General features: G+C 44.7%; 25 protein-coding genes. 5 read left to right on the forward strand and 20 right to left on the reverse strand.

Translation table 11 applies throughout. The annotated features are described in order from the left end of the window. Positions 1-75: 75 nt before the first annotated feature. The 9 genes from EBO34_RS08435 to EBO34_RS08475 all read right to left on the reverse strand — a co-directional run bounded on the left by EBO34_RS08435 (position 76) and on the right by EBO34_RS08475 (position 5,961). Entirely contained in the window at positions 76-831 is a 756-nt protein-coding gene (locus EBO34_RS08435) for a class I SAM-dependent methyltransferase (RefSeq protein ID WP_122897455.1), read from the reverse strand. 60 nt (positions 832-891) lie between these two features. Further along, a complete protein-coding gene (locus EBO34_RS08440; protein ID WP_122897456.1) occupies positions 892-1,641 on the reverse strand; it encodes a hypothetical protein in 750 nt (249 codons plus the stop codon). Then, complete coding sequence (locus tag EBO34_RS08445) at positions 1,638-2,354, reverse strand: fluoroquinolone export ABC transporter permease subunit (protein WP_122897457.1); 717 nt, start codon at positions 2,352-2,354, stop codon at positions 1,638-1,640. The genes EBO34_RS08440 and EBO34_RS08445 overlap by 4 nt, the downstream gene beginning before the upstream one ends. Continuing rightward, entirely contained in the window at positions 2,351-3,205 is an 855-nt protein-coding gene (locus tag EBO34_RS08450; protein WP_122897458.1) for an ABC transporter ATP-binding protein, read from the reverse strand. Before EBO34_RS08450 ends, EBO34_RS08445 begins: the two co-directional genes overlap by 4 nt. After that, positions 3,198-3,824, reverse strand: coding sequence for a TetR/AcrR family transcriptional regulator (locus tag EBO34_RS08455; protein ID WP_122897459.1), 627 nt, complete (start codon positions 3,822-3,824; stop codon positions 3,198-3,200). The genes EBO34_RS08450 and EBO34_RS08455 overlap by 8 nt, the downstream gene beginning before the upstream one ends. Before the next feature lie 139 nt (positions 3,825-3,963). After that, a complete protein-coding gene (locus EBO34_RS08460) occupies positions 3,964-4,443 on the reverse strand; it encodes a GNAT family N-acetyltransferase (protein ID WP_122897460.1) in 480 nt (159 codons plus the stop codon). Between the two features lie 98 nt (positions 4,444-4,541). After that, positions 4,542-4,724 carry a hypothetical protein gene (locus EBO34_RS08465; RefSeq protein WP_122897461.1) on the reverse strand — a complete coding sequence of 61 codons (183 nt, stop codon included), beginning with the start codon at positions 4,722-4,724 and terminating at the stop codon, positions 4,542-4,544. A gap of 221 nt (positions 4,725-4,945) precedes the next feature. Further along, positions 4,946-5,143: a hypothetical protein gene (locus tag EBO34_RS08470; RefSeq protein ID WP_122897462.1), complete on the reverse strand. Its 198-nt coding sequence runs from the start codon at positions 5,141-5,143 to the stop codon at positions 4,946-4,948. Positions 5,144-5,199: 56 nt separating this feature from the next. Next, entirely contained in the window at positions 5,200-5,961 is a 762-nt protein-coding gene (locus EBO34_RS08475; RefSeq protein WP_122898632.1) for a kanamycin nucleotidyltransferase C-terminal domain-containing protein, read from the reverse strand. 273 nt (positions 5,962-6,234) lie between these two features. Here EBO34_RS08475 and EBO34_RS08480 point away from each other — a divergent pair, with 273 nt between their 5' ends. Further along, on the forward strand, positions 6,235-7,959 hold the full coding sequence (locus EBO34_RS08480; RefSeq protein ID WP_122897463.1) for a WG repeat-containing protein: 1,725 nt from the start codon (positions 6,235-6,237) through the stop codon (positions 7,957-7,959). A 138-nt stretch (positions 7,960-8,097) separates the two neighbouring features. On the opposite strand, the gene EBO34_RS08485 is transcribed toward EBO34_RS08480, so the two are convergent. Both EBO34_RS08485 and EBO34_RS08490 read right to left on the reverse strand, forming a co-directional pair. Continuing rightward, positions 8,098-8,352 carry a hypothetical protein gene (locus EBO34_RS08485; protein ID WP_122897464.1) on the reverse strand — a complete coding sequence of 85 codons (255 nt, stop codon included), beginning with the start codon at positions 8,350-8,352 and terminating at the stop codon, positions 8,098-8,100. A 393-nt stretch (positions 8,353-8,745) separates the two neighbouring features. Continuing rightward, positions 8,746-9,402: a carboxymuconolactone decarboxylase family protein gene (locus EBO34_RS08490; protein WP_122897465.1), complete on the reverse strand. Its 657-nt coding sequence runs from the start codon at positions 9,400-9,402 to the stop codon at positions 8,746-8,748. Between the two features lie 176 nt (positions 9,403-9,578). Here EBO34_RS08490 and EBO34_RS08495 point away from each other — a divergent pair, with 176 nt between their 5' ends. Further along, the gene (locus tag EBO34_RS08495; RefSeq protein WP_183163770.1) at positions 9,579-10,946 is read left to right on the forward strand and encodes a polysaccharide deacetylase family protein; all 1,368 of its coding nucleotides are present in this window, start codon (positions 9,579-9,581) and stop codon (positions 10,944-10,946) included. A gap of 221 nt (positions 10,947-11,167) precedes the next feature. Here EBO34_RS08495 and EBO34_RS08500 read toward each other — a convergent pair whose 3' ends face one another. From EBO34_RS08500 to dcd, 6 genes are all read right to left on the reverse strand, one after another. Beyond that, positions 11,168-11,590, reverse strand: coding sequence for a hypothetical protein (locus EBO34_RS08500; RefSeq protein ID WP_142996776.1), 423 nt, complete (start codon positions 11,588-11,590; stop codon positions 11,168-11,170). Between the two features lie 241 nt (positions 11,591-11,831). Then, positions 11,832-13,019 (reverse strand): GTP-binding protein, encoded by a 1,188-nt coding sequence (locus EBO34_RS08505; RefSeq protein WP_122897468.1) that lies wholly within the window; start codon positions 13,017-13,019, stop codon positions 11,832-11,834. An 18-nt stretch (positions 13,020-13,037) separates the two neighbouring features. Next, positions 13,038-13,460 carry a Fe-S cluster assembly sulfur transfer protein SufU gene (gene sufU, locus EBO34_RS08510; protein WP_183163771.1) on the reverse strand — a complete coding sequence of 141 codons (423 nt, stop codon included), beginning with the start codon at positions 13,458-13,460 and terminating at the stop codon, positions 13,038-13,040. Between the two features lie 86 nt (positions 13,461-13,546). Beyond that, complete coding sequence (rpsN, locus tag EBO34_RS08515; protein ID WP_122897470.1) at positions 13,547-13,816, reverse strand: 30S ribosomal protein S14; 270 nt, start codon at positions 13,814-13,816, stop codon at positions 13,547-13,549. Between the two features lie 19 nt (positions 13,817-13,835). Next, positions 13,836-14,822 (reverse strand): CobW family GTP-binding protein, encoded by a 987-nt coding sequence (locus EBO34_RS08520; protein ID WP_122897471.1) that lies wholly within the window; start codon positions 14,820-14,822, stop codon positions 13,836-13,838. 81 nt (positions 14,823-14,903) lie between these two features. Further along, positions 14,904-15,473 carry a dCTP deaminase gene (dcd, locus tag EBO34_RS08525; protein ID WP_122897472.1) on the reverse strand — a complete coding sequence of 190 codons (570 nt, stop codon included), beginning with the start codon at positions 15,471-15,473 and terminating at the stop codon, positions 14,904-14,906. A 101-nt stretch (positions 15,474-15,574) separates the two neighbouring features. Between dcd and EBO34_RS08530 the strand changes: the two genes are divergently transcribed. Further along, positions 15,575-15,931: a hypothetical protein gene (locus EBO34_RS08530; protein WP_122897473.1), complete on the forward strand. Its 357-nt coding sequence runs from the start codon at positions 15,575-15,577 to the stop codon at positions 15,929-15,931. A 454-nt stretch (positions 15,932-16,385) separates the two neighbouring features. Here the strand turns inward: EBO34_RS08530 and EBO34_RS08535 are convergent, their stop codons facing one another. Next, positions 16,386-17,123 carry an SDR family oxidoreductase gene (locus EBO34_RS08535; RefSeq protein WP_122897474.1) on the reverse strand — a complete coding sequence of 246 codons (738 nt, stop codon included), beginning with the start codon at positions 17,121-17,123 and terminating at the stop codon, positions 16,386-16,388. 360 nt (positions 17,124-17,483) lie between these two features. Here EBO34_RS08535 and EBO34_RS08540 point away from each other — a divergent pair, with 360 nt between their 5' ends. Together EBO34_RS08540 and EBO34_RS08545 are read left to right on the forward strand one after the other, a co-directional pair. After that, on the forward strand, positions 17,484-18,059 hold the full coding sequence (locus tag EBO34_RS08540; protein ID WP_122897475.1) for a hypothetical protein: 576 nt from the start codon (positions 17,484-17,486) through the stop codon (positions 18,057-18,059). 15 nt (positions 18,060-18,074) lie between these two features. Next, entirely contained in the window at positions 18,075-18,578 is a 504-nt protein-coding gene (locus EBO34_RS08545; RefSeq protein ID WP_122897476.1) for a hypothetical protein, read from the forward strand. Between the two features lie 92 nt (positions 18,579-18,670). Here EBO34_RS08545 and EBO34_RS08550 read toward each other — a convergent pair whose 3' ends face one another. Together EBO34_RS08550 and EBO34_RS08555 are read right to left on the reverse strand one after the other, a co-directional pair. After that, positions 18,671-19,333, reverse strand: coding sequence for a permease prefix domain 1-containing protein (locus tag EBO34_RS08550; RefSeq protein ID WP_122897477.1), 663 nt, complete (start codon positions 19,331-19,333; stop codon positions 18,671-18,673). Further along, on the reverse strand, positions 19,320-19,673 hold the full coding sequence (locus EBO34_RS08555; RefSeq protein WP_122897478.1) for a PadR family transcriptional regulator: 354 nt from the start codon (positions 19,671-19,673) through the stop codon (positions 19,320-19,322). Before EBO34_RS08555 ends, EBO34_RS08550 begins: the two co-directional genes overlap by 14 nt. Positions 19,674-19,681 lie beyond the last annotated feature (8 nt).

The following is a 19,681-nucleotide window of genomic DNA, read 5'->3' on the forward strand; positions in this document are numbered from 1 at the left end:
GTATGGAATTTTGCAATGAACAACTGTCCGCAAACTTCCGGTGGCTTTTGGTAAGCTAACATTAGCATCAGCTCCTTATTCCTTTACAGCTTCAAAAGTCATGACCTGTCCTGCTTTGTCGGGATACTTTCCGAATTCATAGTCTGCTGAAATAACAATGTCCGTAAAGCCCGTCTCCTTGAGGATCAATCTGAATTCCTCCACACCGTACCACCGGAGACAAAAGCGTTCCAGTTCTGTCTGCACGAGCTTTCCTTCGTGCCAGAGTTCGTAGCGGTTGTAGGAAACGGAAAACTGGTTTACCCGGTTGACTTCAACCGTTTTAGACTCGAGAGTAATAATATCGCCGTTTTCCTTTTCCCAGGATCTCGTGGATACGAGCCCTTCTTTAAAGTCTTCCGGCAAAAAGAGGTCAATAATCAGACGCCCCCCCGGCTCAAGGTGGTCATAAAAATTCTTCAATGCCTGAAGGGAGGCTTGCCTTTGGTGAAGTAAAAGAAACGTTCCCGTCGGCACAACAATCGCTTCAAAGCTTTTATCAAGAGTAAAGGTCTCCATTTCGCCCTTAAAAAGGCTTGGCTTGAGCCCGCGCTGTCTCCCGTTCTTTTCGCAGATGGCAAGCATTTCACGGGACACATCAAAGCCTTCTACATCGAGCCCCTTTTCCAATAGAGGAATGAGGATCCGCCCTGTTCCCGCAGCCGGTTCAAGAACTGACCCCGTGCATCCTTTGAGACGTTCAGCGTAAAACTCAAGATCACCGAAGGAATGACCGACCGGCTTATCCATATCATAAACTTCAGCGGAAAGCGTACTGTAATAGTTTAACAAGCTCTGAACCTCCTCTTTTCATCTCTATGGCTATCTTACCATACACAATTGGGAATTCCTTCAAAAAACATCTTTCGATGCTTTTACATACAACAGATATAACCAAGCAAAAGTCACACCTGCACCACCGGCACACAAAACCGTCCAATGGCTGATAAAGCCAAAAGACGTTCCGGAAACAGTCATATAGATCATTTCCATCAGCCATGTTAAAGGAACAATGTAGGCTAAAACCGCGATCTTGTGACCTACTGCATAAGGGATGATTGGAAGAGCCATCACGATTGAAAGGAGTTTCGCATAGGCCATTCCTTCCACTTTATTTTTAGCGAATGAAACAAGATAAACCATGACAAGGGGGCTCATAAGAGAAGACAGCAAAAGGGAAAGTACGAGCGGTGCCCAGGAGGATAATTGTTCCATACGCAAAAGCCATGTGCATAGAAGGGATATCATAAATCCGGACAACGTCGGAAAAAGCATGCGATTGATTAAATAACCGGTTTTGGAAAAAGGGGTAACAGCCACATATGCTAATATACCTTCATCTTTTTCATCGATGAATAAAAAACCTGCCACCATCCCAATCATTAACGGGATCATGGCAATAATGACCGTCATGATCAAGTGATAATGATCAGACAGTTGAAAGGTGCTTTCAGTCAAAAGATGATCGTCAGCGGCAGGAAGTGCGTATTTCACAATTGCCACCATGATAAAAGGAACCAAGCAAACAAAAATCATGAAAGGGTCCCGCCAGATACTGAGAGCATCCCATTGCATGACTTTTAGAAACTGCTTTTCTCTCAAAACTGCACCTCCGTCCCTTTTCCGGTTTCAAACAGAATGTAGTGTTTGAACCTCCCCACCGCCAGCACGAAAGCTGCAACTCCCCATAAAAATAGAAGGATGGAATGAAAAATAAAAACAGAAATCGTCCCGCCGGATCCTGTCAGTGCCAACTCCAATAATACTAATACAGAATACGAAGGCATGTATGTGAGGAAGGCAAATCCAGTGAAGCCAAAAAATGCAATGGCCGGTATGGTTAACAGGATTATTGCCATAACCGCCCGGAACGTAAAAACATTCAATGAAGAAGCATTAACAGATATCGCCAGGCCGCATGACGTAAAGAAAAAGGTACATAAGACAACGGTCAGCGTAAGTAGAAAATAAGACACACTCATCCCAAGAGCCACCCAGGCAATGATGATACTTGTAAGTAAGGAGATAATCATCAGCGAAAGCAGTTTTGCCATCAAGTATGACCGGAGTGTAACGGGAGTGGTAAACAAATACATCAAGATGTGCTGATTTCTCTCAAGCATTACGATTGTACCGACAAAGAAAAATCCAAGCGTCCCCGGATCGGTAAAGATCAGGAGCAAACTCCAAAAAGGGCGGTATTCAATTGGAATGAAGAGGAGAATGACACTGTAAAGTGCTGTTAAAAATGCGTACAAGTAATAAAAACCATGCCTGAATTGAAAACGGATATCCTGATTTAAAAGTCTGATCATTCAAGTTCTCTCCCTGTGACCTCAATAAAGATATCCTCCAATGTTTTTTCCTCCGTCTCCAGCCTTACAATATTACCTCCGGTTAAAATCTCTCGAAAATGACTGTTTTCTCCAATGCCCTGCAACGGGAAACGCTTCACACAACGAATCGTGCCTGATGTGTATTCTACCTTCACTGCTTTGTCGCTGTGCTTTTCAACCAAGGCCTCTGGCGTGTTCACCAGCTTTAATTCTCCGTCCACAATAAACCCTACACGATCACAAACCGCCTGGGCTACGTGCATGTTATGTGTTGTGATAATGATCGTCTTCCCGGTTTTCTTTTGCCGGAGAATGAAGTCCACTACTTTTTTAACATTAACAGGATCAAGCCCTGCGGTGGGCTCATCAAGAAAAACAATGTCAGGGTTATGCAAAAAAGCCCTGCAGATGTTCAGGCGCATTTTCATCCCTTTGGAAAATTCCGATACTCTTTTACTGCCACAGTCCCCAAGCCCTAATTGTGTCAATAACGAAACCACTGGCATTCCTTTATTTTTGTAAAAGGATAGAAAGAATTTCAGGTTCTCTTCAGCAGTGAAGCGCTGATAGAAATTCGGTATTTCAAATGCCACTCCCAGAGATTCATTAAAAGCTGCACCGCTCTTTTTACTTTCCTGCCCCATAATCTGCACGCTGCCTTCGTAATTTTTAAGTACACCAATCAAAATTTTTTGAAGTGTACTTTTTCCTGAACCTGAAGGTCCCAGGAATCCAACGATCTCTCCGTCGTTTACAGACAACGTAATATTCCTTACTGCCGGTTGCTTCCCACCGGGGTAGGTAAATGACAAGCGTTCTACATTAATCATGTGACTTCTTACCATTCCTGAAGATACGGTCGGCTACTGCCTCTGTCATAAATACGAGGCAATTTTCAAATATCTCAAGGCCAATTTCCTTTTTATGTGCCAACGTTAGAAACAGCGCCCGGACCACACCGCTCACCACTTGATGATCGAGTGACGGATCCAGTTTCCCTTCCTCCTGCAGACTGGCAAGCAGAGGAGACAGGCTCATCGCATCATTATGTGCATGCTCTGCTAAAACGTCAGCCGGGAGTTTACGCACGAGCTGTTCATATTCGTCCGTTAGAAACAACCGTCTAATCAAAGGGTAATTGTCAAGGAGGGAAAAAATATACAAAAGAATGCGGGCAAATTGCTCTGCATGCATGTCTCCTTCTGATAGAAAAGCTTCTGCTACTTTCTCTTTCAACTCCTCCTCATCCAGCTCCATGATTCTGAAATACAAAAGCTCCTTGGACTCGAAGAAGGTGTAAAAGGAGCCCTGGGCAATCCCGGCATCTTTTGTGAGGTCTTTTATATTTGTCTTCTTCAGCCCGTTTGAGCCAAAGTGATTTCTGCCTGCCTGAATTAGCGCTTCTTTAATTTGTTTTTTTTCATTTTCATGGAACCCGCGGGGGGACATATAATCAACCTCCGTCTATATATAAATATAAAATTATTTTATTCATATGTTCATTATAAACCTCCAGAGAAATAAGTCAAAATAAAAAAGAAAGAGAGACATACAAGGAAGTATTCTCCCTTATATGCCTCTCTCTTCTTCAACCCAAAGGCAGGCGCAGAACATACTGCTCACCCACCGGTCCGGTTATTTTACGCCCCGTGTCTGAAAAACCTGTTTTCATGTATAACCTTTGGGCGGGGATGTTCTTTACATTCACAGACAGGACAATTTCACTGCAGTCCGGGAAAGCTTCGTGCATAAATGCCTTCAGCTGAAGGAGTCCGGATTTTGCGATCCCCTTCCCCTGGTACTTGTAGTCAATCGAAAAACCGGTAAGTAGCATGGCCTCCGGATTTTCTGTATACGCTTTTACCCGCTCTGATTTATGCAGTAAAAAAAAGCCGGCCGGCTCATCGTCACTTACAATGACGATTCGGTGCTGTTCTTTTTCCACCTGAATCATATCTTTTGGAAACGACGTGAAAACCGCTTGCTCCCTTGGTAATTGAAAATTCATCAGTCTGATCAGATATTTTGGATGATAGTGTGTGAGTCGGACTTGTCTCTCGTTCTTCATGGCGCGCCCCTCTTGAAATGTTCTCTTATTATTAAAACACATTCAAGGTCTTGGATACACTTTCGGGGCTTTTGATCAAAGGAAGTGTGCCGTTTTCATCACGAATGATCATGTATGCATGCTCCGGCTTTAAATCTGACAATCAGTTCGACGCCTTCTCCCGCATCTTTCTGCAGCTGCGTCCAATAGGAGAAAATCTCATTCTCAACAGCCTCTTCCAATGGCTGATCAAAGGAAACCGCCAGATTAACGTAAATGGTCAGCCAGAGTTTCTCTTTCATTTCCTCAACGGACTTACAAGGTCCCCGGGGTCTTTTTCTGCCTCGTCCCGGTAACCGACAGTAATATCTGCTGACTTCGTGTGACTGATTTCGTTTCTTTCATTGACCCAGGCTTGAAGTGCTCTTTCCCGCCACACCTCTTCCAAATAACGGTCAATGGTCTCGCCGGACCATTTCCAGGCTTCAAAGACAATGCCGTCCGAGGTTGCAAATGTTGCCCCTTACCCCGCAGTGTGGCTGTAAAAACCGGTTGAATCCTCGATCGTAATCTGATATTTATGCTCCATCTCTTTTTCCAATAATCGTACGGTTTCCTTGATTTGATCTGCCTTTCCGTAAACCTGATCAAGCACATGATAAGACATTACCACTATAGTCAAAATAATCAGTGCCCCGGCCCAAATCTTTATTCGTTTCACCTTTCACCCCACTTCTGTAAAAATAATTCGGCCGATTCAGCGGTTTTTCCTTCCTGTTAAAACGGGAGGGAAGTTTCCATATAGGTAATCCCCAGTTCTTCGTACCATTCATTCAGTCCTGTCCACAGGCATTCGCAGTGCTGATAAACTGTTTCCCGGTCATGGAGCGTGCCTTCCATAACAAGTACAGCCAGTTCCCTGTAGCCTTCTGGCCTGTATGGAAGAGTAAGAGATTCCTCAAAGGTTTTCGCTCTGGTGGTGTAGATGTGCCGGTTGGCAAGACCGATTAATTTTGCTGTCTGCCAGACGAGATCCCTGGCACCCATGGGAAGGTAATGGTAATTTCCCTCCTCATACTGATTTCTGATTTTACCCATCGTTTCATAAGGCTCCCAGATCATAAACTCACGCATTGTTTCTTTTATAACAGATTCGGGGACCTGCATAGGCATCTCCTTCACTTCCTCAAACAGACCTTGCGGGTCAAAGAGCGGCAAAATGCCGGTGAAAACGCCTGCTTTAATCGACCATGAGTCGTCAATGAGCCGGGCACGTTTAAAGAAGTCACTTTTTTGACGTACACTCAGCTCAATTTTAAATTTGCCGTAAATAAACTCATAGTTTTCAAGTGTAAAACCATGCTTTGTGACAACATGCATTTCAATGTCTGAAAAAGGACCTTCTTCGTTCCTGCCAACGGAACCATAGACTCCGATTGCAAGAATCTGTTCCCCATATGTATCGAGTAACCTGTCTTTGACCTTTTGGATCATGGACATTTTTTCTTCTCTCGTGGTCTTCACCGGGTATGAAAGCAATATAATTCCCCCTAAAAAAAGATGTTTCTGACTGTTAACAATCCGTAAATTACGACAGTGACTGCAAAGCTCAGGCCGGCCATCATTCCAAATCTGTATAAGAATCCTTTTGTCATGGAGTCCTTCAACAAGTTTTTTTTTGAGATTCACCTGCCTCTTCCATTCTTATTAAAGGTTAACATAAATTCCCACTTTACATCACTTTATCATGCCAGGAACCTCTCCCCTTTGTACCCATAAACTAAAAGAAAACAGAAGGGGAGTTTTCGGTTTATGGAGAATGATTTTTTTGTGCCCCGTTTGTTTCCTGCGTCGGTGAAAACGACTGAGGGTACGGTGTGGGGATATATAAACAGCCGTGGACAGTTCGTCTTCCAACCTCAATTTGAGGAAGCCCTCGACTTTCAGGAAAACGGGCTTGCCGTTGTGAAGGATGGTGGTACCGGGGTGATTAATGAGGCCGGGGAGTATGTGGTGGCGCCGCTTTACAGCTGGATTCTTCCATTTTCAGAAGGCCGGGCGGTGGTGATGGAGGAGGATGGCGGTACCCGAGTGATTGATGAAGAAGGGAACGTCCTTGGTGATGCTTCATATCCGTTTATCAGTCCGTACAAGGAGGGGCGAGCGGTTTATCAGACTGAGGCAGAGGATGGATCAATTGTGTACGGGTACCTTGATCTGAGCGGCAGCCCGGTGATTCCGGCAAAGTTCGAGTATGCCTTTGATTTTAATGAAGGAAAAGGCCTTGTTCAGGTAAGGGACGGCCTTTATGCTTTGATTGATATGGAGGGTGAACAGCTTCAGACTTTTCCCTATGAACAGATGAACGGGCTTGGTGACGGACTGCTTTCGTTTAAAAAGACCTATCAGGACAAGGCAGGGTATGTGAATGAGCAGGGAAACGTGGTGATCGAGCCTCAGTTTGCCATTGCCCTTCCCTTTGAGAATGGAAGGGCTGTGGTGAACATGTCTGACGGGCTGAAAAACCTGTACGGTCTGATCGATCAAACAGGCGCGTTTGTTATCCCGCCTGAGTACAATGACATTCGTTTACTCGGCAGTGACCGGGCGGCGGTTGGCAGAGCCATCCGTGAAGATGTGCCGTATATGGGGTCGTATTATGCGATCGCCGATGCCGGGAGCGGAAATATTCTTACGGACTTTTTCTATGATTCCGTAAGCGACTTCCGCAACGGGTATAGTTCCGTGACACAAGGCAGACGTTCATTTTTTATTACGAAAAAAGGGACCCGGGCACAGAACCTGCCTGTCATAGACGGTACGGGTATATTGACGCTTGAAGGATCGCTGATAAGGGCGTTTGTGGATCAGCGCCTCTCCTATTATGACCGGAACGGCAGGCTTGTATATGCCCAAAATACTGTCATTCCTCTCACAGACAGCGTGTCAATCCGTGAGGAAAAGTACAGACCGAACAAAGACTATCTTGTCTACTATCCTCAACTGGAAGGCATGGCAGACTCCTCAGCCCAGGAGCAGGTGAACCGCATTCTGAGACAGGAATCCCAGGTGAAGCCTGTACCGCCGGATATTCAGCTTGACTACAGCTATACAGGGGATTTTTCGGTCACGTTCTTCGAAAAGGATCTGCTCGTTCTGCAGCTCAACGGCTATAACTATCCATTTGGCGCCGCACACGGCATGCCCACTCAGACAATGGTAAATGTCAATATCGTAACGGGCGAGATCTATGAGCTGAGTGATTTATTTTTACCCGGAAGTGATTATATAGCGGTCATTAGTGATACTATCGGAATGATGATTGAAGCCGAGACCGACGGGTACTATTTCCCTGATGCATATGAGGGGATCAGGCCGGACCACCCGTTTTATGTGACGGAAGATGCGCTTTGGATTTATTTCACCCCTTATGAGATTTCCGCTTTTGCCGCAGGCTTCCCTACGTTTAAGATTCCGTTTGCAGACATCATGGATCTGATTAATACTGAAGGGCCGTTCTGGAAGGCGTTTCATTAAGAGGCTTGGGCTTTGTAACCGGTCTTTGAAATTTTCATGCTTCCGTTGGACCTTGTGACCCGTATAACGATGACCGGCTGAGCCCGGGCATGGGTTTTGCCGGGGGAAATTGGATACGGATGGTTTAGAAGCTCCTCCCTACCATCGGATGAAATAAAGCACTGCATTAACTGCAAAGAGGAAGGAAAAGAAGAACAGTTTATGCTCTTCATTCTTATCTTCATTTTTCTTTTTTAATGCAACAGCATTCACAAACATGGCTGTGCTAAGGAAAACGAAGGCAATCCCGCTCATCAGCCTGCCTGGTATGGAGAAATCAATAAACAAACTGATAAACAGAGAAACCATGATCACACCTGCGAATCCGATTAATAACTTGACTGTAAGATTCATCCCAATCCTCCAAATTTTAAAAGAGGCTTGAACAAAAGTGTTTTTTCAAAGAGAATCCGAACAAAAATCGCATTTTCATGAAGTAAACGCTCGTCACTGCGGTGTCTCACCTTTGCTTTTCAGAAGGCACTGGAAAAGTTCGACCTTTAACTTTTCCAGTGCCTTCTAAGCAATGAGCGTAACGGTTGCATTTTTAAAAAGCCTGGTATGAGTGGGTTTCTCGTAACAGACGCGCAACCTCAAATAAAAGGCACTGAAAAAGTTGTTTTGTACTTTTTCAGTGCCTTCTTTTTAATCCCGAGGGGGGATCTGTGTATATTTCATCCGCTAAGTTAATGCATTGTCCGAATTCTCAGCTAAACACTTTCTTTATGTCCCAGCCTATTTACTGTGTCAGCGGTCATAGGCATTTAACGCATTAATACCATGGGCAAGTGCGGAACCTGCTTTCAGCGTTGTGGCGACCATGATCGCTTCGGAAATTTCCTTAAACGTGGCTTCTGCCTTTTTTGCCCCTTTTGTGTGAATGTTGATGCAGTATGCACAACCGGTAGTATGAGCGACGGCGACGGCAATCAGTTCTTTTTCCTTTACCGTCAGATGCCCTTCACTCATCACCTCCTTGTCGAAGTCCATAAATGCCTGTGTGGTTTCTCCGTTAATTTCAGCAAACTCTCTCAGCCTCTCAAAGTACGCCCCTTTATACAGTTCATCCTGACCTTTTCCATCAAAGGCATTCAACGCGTTCACGCTGTGAGCTAAAGCCGAACCTGCTTTTAGGGCAGAAGCAACCATAATCGCTTCGGCTACTTCTTCTTTGGAAGCTTCCTGTTCTTTTACATTGGCAATGTGAAGCTCAATGCAGTACGCACATCCCGTAGTGTGGGCAACCGCTACAGCAATGAGTTCTTTTTGCTTTGCCGTAAGGGTTTCGGAAGCGAGCGCTTTGTTGTTTACTTTCATAAACGCATCATAAGACTCCGGTGCAAGACTTTTCAGCTCCTCCAGCCGTCCGATCGATGATTTTGTGTACAGCACATCCTGATTCATTTTGGATCCTCCTCGTGTTTTTTGAGTCTTCTAGTCCATTCCCCTTCTAAAGCGAATAAAACAGGGAATATCGTACTCATTTTCATTCACAGTTATTACACATTTTCACACTGATACTCCCGGCGGTAACTTGTTATACTGATATTGTTTTTGACTACAGCGAACGGAGTGACATGATGAAAGCATATATCGTTTCTTTATCAATTCTTTCATTCTTTCTGTTGACCTCCTGTTCAATGGAGGACGAACCTGAGGAAATTGTTAAAAAAATAAAGTCAGGCTATGACGGTGTTGATATCGTTACTGAAGTACTCGAGGGTGAGACCTACCGCTACTCCCTTTCATACCCTTCTTTGGAAAACGAGGAAGCAGATGCGGAAGTTTCCGGCTACGTGGAAAAAACAAAATCGTCTTTTCTTGAAAAGGCAGACGAGTCTCCTGAAAGCGGGGCGATGCCTCTCGTGATGACGTTCTCTTCTAATATTGAGAAAGTATTGGACGGGAACTATTATTCTTTCATTTTTACACACGACTACTATCTGGGGGATGCCAATGGCATGGTTCACCGGACTGCCATGACCCTGGATACGAAAACAATGGAACCCGTTGAAATTGAGACCCTCATTGATGAACACTACCTGGAAGTTCTTTCCGGCCTTGTTAAAAAAGAAATGCGGGAAAAATACGAGGACGCGGTTTTGGATGAACACATAGATGAATTCACCGCCCCGGTAAAAGAAAACTTTACTGACTTTTCCCTGACTGAAAACGGGATTGTTTTTACTTATGATAAATACGAGTGGACAAAAGGGTCTGCAGGAGCGCCTATGGTGGAGGTTCCGTTTGAGGACCTGGAAGACGTGATGGACGAAGAGTTTCTGAAGACTGTGGCTGGTAAGGAGAGAGGCAGTATTCCTGAAGAAGAGCCGGCAGGGGAAGAACAAACCGGAGCGCCCGGGAGCGGGGATGAGGAAGCTGGGGGTGTGCCCAAAAAACAGGTAGCCCTGACTTATGATGACGGCCCCCATTCGGAGCATACCACTGAGCTCCTTCGTCACCTGGATGAATTTGATGCAAAGGCAACCTTTTTCCTTCTTGGAAGCCACGTGGAATCCCATCCCTCTATTGTAAAAGAGATATCCGCATCGGGACATGAAATCGGCAACCATACGTGGAATCACCCCGATTTAACAACGTTGGAGCCGGATCAGGTTGCAAAGGAAATCCAGGCTACAAATGAAATCATTTATAAGGTTACGGGGGAAAAGCCAACAGTTTTTCGCCCTCCGTACGGTGCCAGTGATGACACAGTAGGCCAGGCACTTACAGAGCCGGAGATTCTCTGGACCCTTGATACCTTCGACTGGCAGACAGAAAGCCCTGAGGAAATTACGAAAGTGGTGATGTCTGAGGTGACTGACGGCTCGATCATCCTTTTGCACGACATCCACGAGAGGTCCATTAAAGCCTCACGGATCATTTTAGAAGAATTAAAGGAAGAAGGCTATGAGTTTGTGACCGTATCAGAGCTCATAGACCCATAAAAAAACTGTTCCGGAGGGATGCTCTCCGGAACAGCTTTTTTTAGGGCTGGTTTGTGGTTCCAGCTGTCAGGCGAATGATTTTAGACTGGGTTGGGCTCGTTGTTCATCGCTTTCTTCCAATTATCCATCTACTTCATCCCTGACAGTCATTTATTCATCATCTTCAGCGGTTTGTTCCACGAGTTTACCGATTTGTTCATCGACTTCCCCCCGCACACTCCTTACTCTCCACCGACAACCGTAAATGAAGATGGTGATTCATTTTCATAGAGTTCGATCACGTCATAGTCCTGATCAAACGTAATTCTGTAAAGGCTGTGATACTGTAGGTTATCGTTCCAATAGTCCTCTGTCCATTCACGGGAGAAGGAAATTGTAACCGTATCCCCATGACTTTCAGTTTTTACATTACTAAAGTGAGACGCCTCTTCTCCCATGTTGACCACGCCGCTGGTGAGAAAAAGGTAAGCTTCTTTTTTCCCTCCAACCTCATAAAGGTGAGCTCCTCCCTGACCTTCTACCTCTTGGACGAACTCTCTTACACCTTTACTTGCCTGATCCATGCTGACTTCCGTAACAGCCAGATCCTTACTGCAGCCCGTCAATATTAGTAAACCAAGAATCATTGCCCCAGTTCGTTTCATCGATTCCTCCCGGATTGTCGTTTTTGCTGAAACCAGTAAGTGTAATGAACACTCGAGATTAGCTTCCAACATTTTCAACCTCTTTACTGAATGATTATTTTCGCTTTTCAAAGTCAATTATCCTTTGTAATCCGTTATTCAGCTTCAAGTGAAAAGAGGAAAGCTTTACTATTTATATTCAAAAGCCACGGCACATCCATTATCAGACAAAACAAAAACTGCCTTTTAACCAATTGAATAATCAGTTCTTCACCTGTTCTTCTTCAAAGGGGTTGAAAAGCTCACTCCAGTCGGACACGTATTCCTCGGGGGTTAAAAGACAACGATCCAGTTGTGCTTCTATTTTCTTCTGATCGAGTTTGACTCCTATGATTACAAGCTCTGTTTTTCTGTCCCCGAATTCCGGATCCCACTCTTCCTCAAGTTTTGGGTTGGCTTGTAAATACTGCTGTTGTTCTGATTCAGCCAGTGTGGCAACCCAGTAAGCAACCGGATTTATGGAGATGGACGGACCTGTCTGCGAGAGGAGCAGTGCATAGTGGTTATGTGTCGCACACCATATGATTCCTTTTGCACGGACTACTTCTTTTGGGAGAGCGTTAAGCCATTCAGCAAGCCTCCCTGAATGAAAAGGCAGCCTTCTTCTGTAAACGAAACTTGAGATACCATACTCCTCTGTTTCCGGTGTATGTTCAGGTGACTGAAGCTCTTTAATCCACCCTGCAGAGCTGCTTGCTTTCTCAAAATCGAAGCGTGTCTCATTGAGTAATTGACTCACACTGATTTTTCCATAGTTTGTTTTAATCAGTTCAGCGTCAGGTTGAAGCCTGCGAAGAACAACTTCAAGCTCATCAACTTTTTGATCGTCAACCATATCTGTTTTGTTCATAATCAGGACGTTGCAAAACTCAATCTGATCAATCAGAAGATCCACCACTTCACGCTGATCGTCTTCACCGAGTGCCTCAGCCCTGTCCAGCAGCGTGTCACCGGATGAGAAGTCATCCCAGAAGCGATACGTGTCTACAACGGTAACCATATTGTTCACATAGCAAAAGCGTGTCAGGTCAATCCCTGTTTCTTCATCAATGTATGAAAACGTCTGAGCCACCGGTACAGGTTCACTGATCCCCGTTGATTCGATAACAATGTGATCAATGTCTCCCTGCTTTACCAGGGCTTCTACTTCCACGAGGAGGTCTTCGCGAAGGGTACAGCAAATACACCCGTTTGACATCTCTACCAGCTTTTCTTCTGTCCGTTTGAATCCGCCATTTTCAACAAGATCTGCATCCACATTAATTTCACTCATGTCATTTACAATTACCGCTACCCGGAGATTTTCCCGGTTTGCGAGAATATTGTTCAAAATGGTCGTCTTACCCGCACCAAGATAGCCGCTAAGTATAGTAACAGGGATTTTTCTCATCTTTTTGTCATCTCCTTTTTATTCTCTAAAGAAAGCCCGGTCAAGAGCCTGCCAAGGCATTAGCGCACAGTTGTGGCGGGCTTTTAATTTATGAACACCTTCAAGAGAAAGGGCGTCGCCTAAATCGATTTCCTGATCGGTTGGAGGAACTCCGTTTCTTATAAGCTGTTCCATTGCTTCTTTCATTTGATTTACTTCAGTTACATGTTTTCCCCGCACCAGAACTGTCATCATTGAACAGGAAGCCATACTGATGCTGCATCCTTCCCCTGTAAAGCTTACATCTTCTATTACATTGTCTTTATTTATCGTCCAGTAAAGGGTCATCACATCTCCGCACGTGGGATTTTTATAATGCAAATGCTCGTTGCCGCCTTTACGGTGGTTTCTTCTGTACCTGGCATGATCCATGATGAGCTGTCTGTATAAATCATCAAGCATTTTTATCAGCCTCCATTCATAAAAAAGAGAGCTGAGTGTATGCTTTACACTCAGCTGAAAATCGTATTATAGAGGGGGAATCGTGCTTACCAGCTTGATTTTTTAACACCAGGAACCTGTCCTCTGTGGGCAAGCTCCCGAAGTGCAATCCGGGACATTTCAAATTTGCGCAGGTAGCCTCTTGGTCTGCCTGTTACTTTACAACGGTTGTTCAAACGTGTTGGAGAGGAGTTGCGGGGCAGCTTTGCCAGGGCTGCATAATCTCCTTTCTCTTTCAGCTCACGTCGTTTCTCTGCATATTGTTCTACTAATCTCTCGCGTTTTTTCTGGCGTTCGACCATTGCTTTCTTAGCCATACTATCTTCCTCCTAATCATTACTTACTTTTTTCACACGTTTTAAATTGTGACTGAAACCACTCATAGTCAAGGTCTTTTCCGATAATCACAAATTCACTTTTTCGACTGCCGCGGGTTTTCCAGGGAGACCCTGCTTTACCTGCAAAGAGCATATGAACACCTTGAAAGACGATCCTTTTCTCAAATCCCGCAGCAGAAATAATTCCTTTGTATCGGTACATCTGCTCGCCTTTTTCGTCAATAATCCTGCCAAACCATTTTTCAAAAGCAGTCATGTCCATATCGTTTTCACTCGTCAGAACAATGGCAGTAATGTCAGGATCAAGGTGATGGGAATTGAGCTCGGATGGTTCAATCAGCCGCTTTTCATGCAGATCAAATGAAAACTTATTGAGCAGATCTTTTATGACCACACTTCCATGAGATCCTGACTGAATTTGCGCACCGGGATTTACTGCCAGCAGACGGTTACTTACCTTTTTAACATCTTCCTCTGATACTAGGTCAGTCTTATTTAGAATAAAATGATCTGCAAACGCCGCCTGCTTAAGAACCTCTTCATGCTCATGCATTTGTTTTGGAAAGTGATAACAATCAATGACGGTAATAATGGTGTCCAAATGATAAATCTCTGAAAGTTCCGGGTCGAAAAAAAAGGACTGGGCAATCGGTGCAGGCTCTGCCAGGCCTGTGGTTTCGATTAAAACACGGTCAAAAGGGGTATGTCCCCCTTCTTCCACTGCCTGAATCAGTGCATACAACGTATTTATTAAATCTGTACGGACTTTGCAGCACAGACAACCGTTATTCAACTCATAAATGTCTTCTTCCGAACTGATCACCAGTTGATGATCAATACCGGTTTTTCCAAACTCATTCACAATAACAGCGATTCGTTCTTCCTGCTCGTTCATTAGTATTTCATTTAACAGCGTTGTTTTTCCTGACCCGAGGAAACCTGTCAAAATCGAAACAGGGATTCGTTCAGGTCGCTTAAACACCATATAACAACCACCCGCAATTCTTTGAATGATCACACCATATCGTAACTGTTACGATTTACACTTTGGATTTTATCGTAATGATTACGATTTGTCAAAGGGGGTCTTCTGTTTTACATTTTTTACTTCCATGTCCTTATAAATCATGCTGCCAACAGCACCGGTCTGATGCTGATACTTGCCTTTGTACGGCTTTTCACTTGGACGATCCATCTCTGCAAAAACGAGCTGACAGATGCGCCTGCCCGAAGTCAGCTCAATAGGTACTTTATTTGCATTGAATAATTCAAGAGTGATTTCACCTTTAAAGCCCGGATCAACCCACCCCGCATTTTGAATAAAGAGCCCCATTCTCCCAATACTGCTTCGTCCTTCAACAAATGCAGAAAGGCAGTCTGGTAACTCTATGGACTGTTCCGTTGCAGCTAGAAGAAATGATTGAGGGGGCATGATCACACGTTCAGTTTCAAAGGAAACTTCCTGTACCGGCCGGTTAAGTGAAATCAGCTCCACCTGATGCTCGTTCATTTTTCTGAAACTGGTCCCCAGAGTCAGATCCACAGAAGCAGGTTGAATCTGCTCTTCTGTTATTGGAGTAATGGATAACAGTCCCTGCTGCATATACTGTTTTATTCCTGAATCCGATAAAATCATTGGCATCCCCTTTACATGTATGAATAGATTATGATTAAATACCATTATAAAACGTAACTATTACGATTTAAAGAGAGGATTTGAGGAAGGGGTCGTCCAAGATGAACGAACGGCGATATGAATTTGCCCGTCATCAGTGTATTCAGCGTTTACCGGAGCCGGAACGAAGCGTCTATTTATTTGTTGAAAAAAGAGAACTGTCTCTTGCTGACGAAGCAGTGAGTGAAAACCATTATGTACGTCTTCTTCAGCAACAGTCTCCGATCTTTGCGGCAGCGGAACACTTCAAAATGGAAGCGGCCGTTGTATTCGAAACCGTTCAGCGTATTGAAGCTTCTCTGGAGGCAAAGGTCTCAGAGTATGAAAAGCGCCTTAAGCTGATTGATTATACAGACGAATTTCGTTTGCAGGGGCTGTGCCTTGCAGATGAGCGGGTAAAGTATTACTTTCTGGTGTAGGGATAATCATGGTGAGGGGTGCAGGAGCTTCTTAACTTCTTTAACGGCTTCATCACTGTGATTGACGGATTAACCGCTCCCATTACCGGGTTGGCTGAAAAAATCACTCAATAGAAATAAAAAACGAGGCTGAGACATAAAAAAAGTGTTTAGCTGAGAATGCGAACGATCCGCTGTCAAAGCTGATGAAATATCCGCAGAATCCTGCGGGATGAAAAGCAAAGGTGAGACCCCAGTGACGAGCGTTTGCTTCATGAGAATGCGACGAGTTGCTTCGACGCATACAGCTTCATAAGGGTATCTGGCAGAGGAAGATGCAGGTAAGCTGGAGGAGGGTAACCCGCTTCCCGCGGAAAGCGAAGTATATTTCAGGAGCGGTTTATTAGCGCCGATTTGGTTTGTTCAGATTCTCGTTAACTATAACACTTTTGTCCCTGCTTCGCCTCTCCATCTATTACGACTGCATCGGGCGCACAACCACTTCGTTCACATTTACAGAAGCGGGCTGTCCGATCGCATAGACAACGGCATTGGCAATATCCACCGCCTTAAGCTTGTTCATGTCACGGTCTTTAAACATAGCAATGACATCCTCATCCGTGATGTGTTCTGTGAGCTCAGATTCCACAGCACCAGGTGAAATGTTTGTTACCCGGACACCGGCTTTGGACAGCTCTTTTTCCATCCCCATGGACAGTGCGCGAACCGCGTATTTCGTGGCACTGTAAACGGCACTTGAAGGGAAAACTTCGTGCCCGGCAACACTGGAGACGTTAATAATCTGACCGCCGCCCTGTTCCAGCATGGCCGGAAGTGACGCATGGATGCCGAAAAGAACCCCTTTGATATTCACATCGACCATTCTTTCCCATTCATCGACCTTGTCGTTTTTCATAAATGACAATTGCATCACACCTGCATTATTCACAAGCACATCAACACTGTCAAATTCCTGTTTCGCCTTTTCAACGAGCTGCTCAACTTCCGTTCTGTTTGTCACATCGGTTTTCACAACAAGTGACTTTTGTGCGGTTTCTGATTCAATTCGAGATGACAATTGTTCAAGCTTGTCCGTCCGTCGTGCTGCAAGAACAACCTTTGCACCAGCTTCTGCGGCTAGTAAAGCAATCGCCTCGCCGATTCCGCTGCTTGCTCCTGTAATAACAACAACCTTGTCTTTTACATTTTCCATTTTGCACCTCTCCTTTCGATCGTTGAGCAATTTACTCACCTTTTACCTTCGCTTCAACAGAATTCCAATTTAAGGACAATACACCTATTAAAATAAGCAGAGCCATCACGCTTTTTCCCATTTTCAAAAGTCCCCTCATGCTTTACGTTTTTACCTGTCCCTCATCAGGCAGGTCTATGCACTTAGCCCCTCCCTAAATTATCCATTTATCCGTTGCACACTTCCTACCCCCACACCTGGACTTCTTTACTCTTTTAAAGTGTGTACATATTTTTAGTATTTTCTTAACTTTCAATACTTTCCCATTCTGCTATATTAAAAGAGTTCGACCAAACATACCTTTGAAGGAGAGAAAAGCTGATGCACACTTATGTAAAACGTTCGTTGTCTATGTTCCTCGCTCTTATTGTCATGCTTATTGCCCTGCCTGTTTCGGAAGTGGAAGCCAATACATATGATTGGAATATCTACTCCAATTCCATTGAGTACAAACAAACGGGTCAGTCATTCACAAACCGTTCCTGCGGTCAGGTTAACAATGCAACTCAAGGATTCTTCCGTCTCCCCAATACCTCTTCATCTCAAACCATCGCAAGCTACCCGATCGACCACCGAAGTGTTGAACTCGATTTTGGAAGCTGTTCCACTTACGGAATGACACACGTGTTAGCCCGTCACGCTCCGGAACACTTTATCGGTAACCCGACACCTGTACAATCTTTCTTTAACCCCGGCCGCTCCCTCGGAAACTATGAAGCAATTATCGGCGACATTATTGCCCAAAACCGCACGCAAATTGCCAACTATGGATTTACAAGTAACGGTACTGTCGTGTACGGTAATGTTAGTCAAGGCTCTGTCCGCCTCGTCATTAAAGGCGGTAAAGTTATTACCATGTATCCATCAGGGTGGGGACTTGGTGAACGTCAATATTAAGAGGACTGATGCCGTTTGATTTCAGTAGAAAGCTACTTTACAGTGCAAGATAAAAAGGAGAAATCATGGATCCCCTGCTCAGACCTGGAGAAACTCTCAACACATCTTCCCTTAACTCAACCCGTGTTCCCGGGTATTCTCGTTATCCAGGGGGACGAGTACTTTGCTTTTGGTGAAAAGTATGAAGACAGCATCGACCAGCTGTGGCTGGGACTGCTTCACTCCCTGGAAAATCTGGGTGAAGAAGGAACATCGCCTTTCGTTTATCAGCCCATCGATTTTTATATGAAAAAGAGCGAAGACGCTTTGGTTATCAGCATTACCCACAGGGGTACCATCATGGACGAGTGGACGTTTCCATTCGACGAAGCTGTAACCGCGATTCTTCATGGTGCCGAAGATTTTTTTACTACAGTCAAAATGCTGAACCTCCAGCTGTTTAAAGACGACATTCATCTCATACAATGCCGGATCATTGATTTGAAAGAAGACTATAAAAAAAGCAGCGGGTCCCAGTAGGGAACGCTGCTTTTTTTATATTTTAAAGGCCGTACCACGAAAGGTTTGTACTGTTCATTATAAATTTCCGGGTGCCTGTTCCCAGCCACCTGCTACTGCTTTTTTCTGCGATCGTTTCCCGTAAAGAAAAGAGCCAGGAATAAGCCAACACCGCCTAACAGGAATGACATGGATGCAGCTACTGCAATAAAGGCTTCGTTCGTAGCAAAACCGGATGTGCCGGCTGCGAAAATACCGAACAGCACAAGTCCAACGGCGGCAGTGTAAAGCAGTGCCCGGATCCGGTTCATAGCAAATTTCTTTTTCGTATCCATCGTCAAAGCACCGTAAGTGAGGACAGTCCCTCCGGCTACAGCGAAAATGCTGGCTCCTACGACACTGACTGCCGGGGCATTCATAAAGTAGAGCATCAAAGGAGTAAGTAAGCCGAACAGAATTAACAGAGAGCCAATGACAATTCCAGTTGCACCGATCCGATTGGTCCAGGAGGAGTACACAGTCTGTTTCGTTTCATCCTGTCCTGCTTTTCTCATATCCTCAACGAGGCCTGTGAGATCTCCCATAGATGCAGCCGCTTCCTTGAACGCCTGATCTTCATCGAGTCCCCGGATTTTGTAGTCGGCTATTTTCTCCTTCATATTTGTAGCCAGTTCCTCTTTTAAATCATACAGTTGCTGACTTTCTCCCATATTTGCAAAAACATCGTCCAAGTACCGGTGGACTCTGTTGTGTTTTGCTTTTTCACGATTTTCCATGGCTGATCTCTCCCTTAATTAATTTATCGAGAACTTTTTGTGCAAAAAGCCAGTCTTTTACGTTCTGTTCATAGCGTTTTTTTCCCTCATCGGTAATCCGGTAATATTTCCTTCTTCCTCCCTGGGTTTCATCTCCCCAGTAAGAACTGATGAACCCTTCTTTCTCCAGTCTTCGAAAAGCGGTGTAGAGCGTCGCCTCCTTTAACTCGTACTCATTGTCACTCAATGCAATGATGGATTTATAAATTTCATATCCGTAGCTGTCTCCCTGCCGGAGTATGTTTAAAATAATGGTCACTGTATTTCCGCGAATAATATCGGTGGATATTGTTCCACTCATACTACATC

It is taken from the genome of Alteribacter keqinensis (genome assembly GCF_003710255.1).
GTDB classification, from domain to species: domain Bacteria; phylum Bacillota; class Bacilli; order Bacillales; family Salisediminibacteriaceae; genus Alteribacter; species Alteribacter keqinensis.

Excerpts from the sequence above, each read along its gene's own strand:
- EBO34_RS08445 (WP_122897457.1), bottom strand. The coding sequence starts at position 2,354 with ATGATCAGACTTTTAAATCAGGATATCCGTTTTCAATTCAGGCATGGT.
- EBO34_RS08450 (WP_122897458.1), bottom strand. The coding sequence starts at position 3,205 with ATGATTAATGTAGAACGCTTGTCATTTACCTACCCCGGTGGGAAGCAA.
- EBO34_RS08455 (WP_122897459.1), bottom strand. The coding sequence starts at position 3,824 with ATGTCCCCCCGCGGGTTCCATGAAAATGAAAAAAAACAAATTAAAGAA.
- EBO34_RS08460 (WP_122897460.1), bottom strand. The coding sequence starts at position 4,443 with ATGAAGAACGAGAGACAAGTCCGACTCACACACTATCATCCAAAATAT.
- EBO34_RS08465 (WP_122897461.1), bottom strand. The coding sequence starts at position 4,724 with ATGAAAGAGAAACTCTGGCTGACCATTTACGTTAATCTGGCGGTTTCC.
- EBO34_RS08480 (WP_122897463.1), top strand. The coding sequence starts at position 6,235 with ATGGAGAATGATTTTTTTGTGCCCCGTTTGTTTCCTGCGTCGGTGAAA.
- EBO34_RS08485 (WP_122897464.1), bottom strand. The coding sequence starts at position 8,352 with ATGAATCTTACAGTCAAGTTATTAATCGGATTCGCAGGTGTGATCATG.
- EBO34_RS08490 (WP_122897465.1), bottom strand. The coding sequence starts at position 9,402 with ATGAATCAGGATGTGCTGTACACAAAATCATCGATCGGACGGCTGGAG.
- EBO34_RS08495 (WP_183163770.1), top strand. The coding sequence starts at position 9,579 with ATGAAAGCATATATCGTTTCTTTATCAATTCTTTCATTCTTTCTGTTG.
- EBO34_RS08500 (WP_142996776.1), bottom strand. The coding sequence starts at position 11,590 with ATGAAACGAACTGGGGCAATGATTCTTGGTTTACTAATATTGACGGGC.
- EBO34_RS08505 (WP_122897468.1), bottom strand. The coding sequence starts at position 13,019 with ATGAGAAAAATCCCTGTTACTATACTTAGCGGCTATCTTGGTGCGGGT.
- sufU (WP_183163771.1), bottom strand. The coding sequence starts at position 13,460 with ATGCTTGATGATTTATACAGACAGCTCATCATGGATCATGCCAGGTAC.
- rpsN (WP_122897470.1), bottom strand. The coding sequence starts at position 13,816 with ATGGCTAAGAAAGCAATGGTCGAACGCCAGAAAAAACGCGAGAGATTA.
- EBO34_RS08520 (WP_122897471.1), bottom strand. The coding sequence starts at position 14,822 with ATGGTGTTTAAGCGACCTGAACGAATCCCTGTTTCGATTTTGACAGGT.
- dcd (WP_122897472.1), bottom strand. The coding sequence starts at position 15,473 with ATGATTTTATCGGATTCAGGAATAAAACAGTATATGCAGCAGGGACTG.
- EBO34_RS08530 (WP_122897473.1), top strand. The coding sequence starts at position 15,575 with ATGAACGAACGGCGATATGAATTTGCCCGTCATCAGTGTATTCAGCGT.
- EBO34_RS08535 (WP_122897474.1), bottom strand. The coding sequence starts at position 17,123 with ATGGAAAATGTAAAAGACAAGGTTGTTGTTATTACAGGAGCAAGCAGC.
- EBO34_RS08540 (WP_122897475.1), top strand. The coding sequence starts at position 17,484 with ATGCACACTTATGTAAAACGTTCGTTGTCTATGTTCCTCGCTCTTATT.
- EBO34_RS08550 (WP_122897477.1), bottom strand. The coding sequence starts at position 19,333 with ATGGAAAATCGTGAAAAAGCAAAACACAACAGAGTCCACCGGTACTTG.
- EBO34_RS08555 (WP_122897478.1), bottom strand. The coding sequence starts at position 19,673 with ATGAGTGGAACAATATCCACCGATATTATTCGCGGAAATACAGTGACC.